The organism is Clostridium sp. (genome assembly GCF_036642255.1).
Taxonomy (GTDB): Bacteria; Bacillota; Clostridia; order Clostridiales; family Clostridiaceae; genus Clostridium_J.
Window position 1 is genome coordinate 1 of sequence record NZ_JAVWDJ010000093.1, and the last position, 4,695, is coordinate 4,695.

A 4,695-nucleotide genomic window follows, 5' to 3' on the forward strand; every position below is an offset into this window, starting at 1 on the left:
TTCCATTATCTGTGAGTTGCGGCTTTGTCTTATCTTTATCTTTCCCCTCTTTAAGGCTGGTAAAATATTCCAATCCTTCTGGGTAACCATTGGTTAATAGTGATTTATCTTCTAAGATATTGATAAGTGCCTCTACCATTTCTATAAAATTATCTTTTTTCATAATTGTCTCCTCCTTTATATATTGTGAGCTACTTCTCATATTCAAAATGGTTGCAGTTTCCACACAAATCAACTATTTTTCTTCCAAACATAAGTGCATTTATGCAGTTCTGTAGTTCCAAAATATATAAGTAGTGAGTATCTCTTTCAAATTTAGCTCCACATTTTTGACAGACGAACATATTATTACCCAGCCTCCCTTACATTATTTTTAATATTATATCTTATATATTTATTATATCATATTTTTATTAAAAAATCAAATTAAGTCTTTACATAGAAAAGAAACTCAAGAATTAACTTGAGTTTCTTAATTAACTATTTACTAGTCTTAAACTGCAACTTCAGCTGTAGGATCAAATGCTTTTCCTTCTGATGTTAACTTGATTAGTTTAATTACTTTGTGGTTTCCATCTGCTAATACAACTTCTACTTCTTCTCTTGTGCATAAACCTTTTCTTTGTAAGCCGCCTGTTAATATTCCATTAACTTGTCTAGGTGATAAGTCTAAAGCTTCTGCAATGTCGTTTGCAGTAACATCTGCATCGTTTATTCCCTTTAAGTAGTTGATAACGTTTACTGTGTTTTGTGATATAGCCATAATTTATTTCTCCTTCTGCGGGGTTGCCGCTACATATTTTTTTTATTTATTAACTGGTATTTTACCAAGTTATTTACTTATCTTATATACTTATTATATCATATTTATTATACTTTGTCAAACATTTCTAAAAGATTTTTTTTCAAGATACTTTAATTTATCCAAATAAATATTAATTGCTGTTCATATCTTATATACTTATTATATCATATTTACTATACTTTGTCAAACATTTCTGTAATTAATTTTTCTATTTCAGAAATCAATTCCAAAGTCTTTTCTAAGTCTTTTTCATAAATTCTCATTATACTTTCAATCTTCCATTGAGCCTGCTCTTTATCTTTTGTATCAGCATTTACATCTTCTAAAATACTTTCGCATCTAAGAATTTCCTTTGCCCATTTCTTTGTGTTACTTAGTATCATCTACTACAGTCCCTTCTATTTTACTAACAGAACTTTTTAAATCATCTACAAAGCTTGTCATAATTCTGACTTGTTCATCTTTTGGTAATTTATTAAGCATCTTTTGAACGCCAGTAACTTGCTCTATCATTTCTTTTGAAACTCCTGTAAATTGTGCAATCATATCTGGTGTTATTGAATTTCCACCACCGAACATTTTAGATAACATATTCATATCCATAAAATTTAACCTCCTTCTATAATATACTCTTATTATATCATAATTATTTATATTTGTCAACTGTTCTGAAATTAATCTTTATTAACATAAAAACCAATCATTATAGTTAAAGTGGCAATACAAGAGCCACAAATGAAGCCAATTACAAATGTGCTTATCAAACTAATCACTCCTTATACTTTTACATTTAAAGTTTTAACTCCTCTTCTATCTCAAATGAAGAAGCTCCTATTATATTAAATATCTTTCCTGTTGATATATATTTAATAAGATTTTCACCTAAATATTCAATAGGAATGTTATTGTCTTTTGCAACTTCTACACTGCTCTTAAATTCTTCGTATTGCTGCTTAGGATAGACAACAGAGTTAAGTTCTATTATCTTTTCTTCTTGAGCAAATTCTTTTTGAGTTTCCTTTTCCAGTCCTTTCACAACTAAACTAACATTAGTTAGTCTTTTGTTAGGTATGACACCTTTGTGCCTAAACTCAACATATGATATTAAGCCATGATTTTCAAGAGAAATAAGGATGTTTCTCATTTGTTGATAATTCTTACTGTCATTAATCTTTAAACCTATTCCTATCATAACCTCCTCGTTCGTAAATACATATGTTTCTTTTGTTTTTTCTTTCCAACTGTATTTATCTAAAAAGTACAAATAAGCCTTTATTACTTTTGGTTTTGCTACGTCCAATAGGAACTCTAACGTAGTTGTGGGGATTAATTTATATCTTTCATTAACATTATAAGGTAAATAAAAACAACTCTTCATTTTACCTTCTTGATGTAATTCTTTTCCTTTGATTATAAAACCAGCAGCTTCAAGTGATTTTAAATGACGACTTATGGTTCTATCTGAGACTTGTAGCTTAGCTGCAAGGTCTTTTAAATTGAAATCAGTACTAAAGGAGTACCTTTCTTTTTTCTCATTGATTTTGCTTACAGCTTGCAGTTTTCCATAGATAATATCATTCACGTTTCCTTTCATGAAATTCTCCTCCAGGCTAAATCTTCTTTTGCCTTCATTCATGGTCATGTCCCCCTTTTTGATTTTGAGCGGCTTTTTGTCCCTAAGAACTCTCACGAAGTGAGAGTTCTTTTGATTAGGAAAAACTGATTAAGGATTAGTGATTAGGATAAGCTACTAAAAATGTCCAAAATTACATCAAACGAACTACTAAATTTGTCACTTTTTTTAAGAAAGGAGCTACTAAATTTGTCACTTTTTTTAAAGACATTCTCACGAGCTACTAAATTTGTCATTTTTTATTTGTTAAAAAAAAGTAAGCGAACGCCGCAATTCACTTACTTTACTTTTGTTTTAATTATTTATAAACCACATTCCTCTTATTTGTTTTGGTGAAAAACAACACCCTTCACCTTCTTTAGAGTTGTAGAATATTTCATGGTCTACTTCACTCTCTATCACTCCTCCATCCTCATATGCTAAAAACGCCTCTTGGAAACTTACTGATGTTTTTGTTAAAGTGTATTCAGTATTTGTGTCAATTATAATTTTACTCAATGCTGAATTGCTACCTATAATAATCAAACCTTCTTTTGTTTTCGTTATGGTTATACTATTATCAATAGCTACCCAAACTTCTCCTGTTTTAATATTTCTTAAAACCTCTAAGTGGTTGTATTTGGGTTTATATAATTTAAGTTCACTGATCTGAGCAGTGGTTGAGAATAATTTGACGTGACAGGAAATTCCATCACTATTAACCGAAACGATTTCTTTATACTCACTACCATCACTCCAGTCCCTGCCATTAGTTTTTACAACTTTGTCCCCAGCTTTAAAATTACTCATTAATAATTCCTCCTTTACATTATGTCATATTCATATTTTAAATCTACTCTATCTTAGATAGAGTTCCTAATTAAAGATATCTTTTATAGTACACTCAATAGCATTTTTATCAATTCTAAATCCTTTAAATATGCCATGTCTTAAGCTTTTTCCTTCGCTATCCAATTCCATACATTGCACAAATAAAACTTGCCCAATGTATTTTTCTGGCTCTTTAGTAATTGAAGCTTTCATGCTGTCTGTTAGTCCTGAACTAACAGTTCCTATTTTCTCTAATACACCTTTACTATTGTATGCTCCTATTATTATAGAGTTCTTCCATCCATAATAATGTGCTTTTGTTATAGGATAAATCGCACACTCACTTACTTGTGCAGATTCAAAAGTGTTATATTTTATTCCTTGAGAATCTTTATAGAATTGCCAAGTTTCTAATTCAGTACCTGTGTAATTCTCTTTTGCATCCTCAAACCCCATACAAACAACATCTGCGAAATCTACTTTTTTACATTTAATAGCTGACCAAGCAGGTTTCTTTCCTGGAGAATAGATTGAACCCTTCTTTTTGAGAACCATTCCCTCCTCTCCATTTGCTAATGCAGTTCCTATTCTTTCATATAAATTATCTGTATAAGCAATAGCCAACTCTATAAAATCATTATCCAGCAAGCTAAATGTTTCCACTATTTTCAATAAGACTTTGTACCTTTCAGCCGCACCTTTATTCAACAAACAAACGCCATTAAACATAATAACGTCATGTAAGTAATAGTGTATTAAACCTTCTTCTTCTTGTCTTTCAATTGCCTTTTGCGGCAAACTTCCCATAATTCTAGTTGTATTTTTAGATGTTCCTCCAGGCACATACACCTCTCCTATTACTATTGTGTCTTTTGGTAAAACATTTAATACTTTTCCTATGTGAGGTACATTACTTAATTTCTCTGTCAACAAACCATTTGTAGTTGATTCATTCCTACTGAATAGATAAGAGTTATTTTCTGTTTTATTAAACTCATACCAAAAACCATCCTTTTTAATTTGCCCAAAATACTCTCCATTTTCGCACATATCTATAAGCATACCCTCTTTTCCTTTTGGCAAAGACCACACCTTCATAGCTGGCACCATTATAGCTTCTGGAAATTCTTTATTTACTAATTCTTTATCATAATAATTATTCATTTTATTACCTCCGTATACTAATTGTACTTCTGTAGTTTTCATTTAATTTATCTTTCATACCTTATATATATATTATAACATTTTTAATATGAAAAATCAAGTAAAGGAAAAATCCATAAAAAAAAAGAGGCTTTCGCCTCTTAGTGAATGTATGCGGAAACACTTCTCCTTCCATAGGCAAGTGCATCTGCGTGATTGGAAAACCATATATCTATTCTGTACGTGTCACCAAATTTATAGATAGCACCACCTCTGTCCGCAACAGTAAATATAGTACCTCCAA

At 30.5% G+C, this 4,695-nt stretch carries 7 protein-coding genes; all 7 read right to left on the minus strand.

Going from position 1 to position 4,695, the window contains the following annotated elements:
* Positions 1–191: 191 nt before the first annotated feature.
* Positions 192–344, minus strand: coding sequence for a hypothetical protein (locus RR409_RS20705; protein ID WP_332559675.1), 153 nt, complete (start codon positions 342–344; stop codon positions 192–194).
* Positions 345–493: 149 nt separating this feature from the next.
* The gene (locus RR409_RS20710) at positions 494–763 is read right to left on the minus strand and encodes a hypothetical protein (RefSeq protein ID WP_332559535.1); all 270 of its coding nucleotides are present in this window, start codon (positions 761–763) and stop codon (positions 494–496) included.
* Positions 764–978: 215 nt separating this feature from the next.
* Positions 979–1,188: a hypothetical protein gene (locus RR409_RS20715; protein WP_332559676.1), complete on the minus strand. Its 210-nt coding sequence runs from the start codon at positions 1,186–1,188 to the stop codon at positions 979–981.
* Complete coding sequence (locus tag RR409_RS20720) at positions 1,175–1,408, minus strand: hypothetical protein (protein ID WP_332559533.1); 234 nt, start codon at positions 1,406–1,408, stop codon at positions 1,175–1,177. Before RR409_RS20720 ends, RR409_RS20715 begins: the two co-directional genes overlap by 14 nt.
* Positions 1,409–1,595: 187 nt before the next feature.
* Entirely contained in the window at positions 1,596–2,441 is an 846-nt protein-coding gene (locus tag RR409_RS20725; protein ID WP_332559677.1) for a helix-turn-helix domain-containing protein, read from the minus strand.
* Between the two features lie 291 nt (positions 2,442–2,732).
* Positions 2,733–3,227 carry a hypothetical protein gene (locus tag RR409_RS20730; protein WP_332559678.1) on the minus strand — a complete coding sequence of 165 codons (495 nt, stop codon included), beginning with the start codon at positions 3,225–3,227 and terminating at the stop codon, positions 2,733–2,735.
* 66 nt (positions 3,228–3,293) lie between these two features.
* On the minus strand, positions 3,294–4,412 hold the full coding sequence (locus RR409_RS20735; protein ID WP_332559679.1) for a hypothetical protein: 1,119 nt from the start codon (positions 4,410–4,412) through the stop codon (positions 3,294–3,296).
* Positions 4,413–4,695 lie beyond the last annotated feature (283 nt).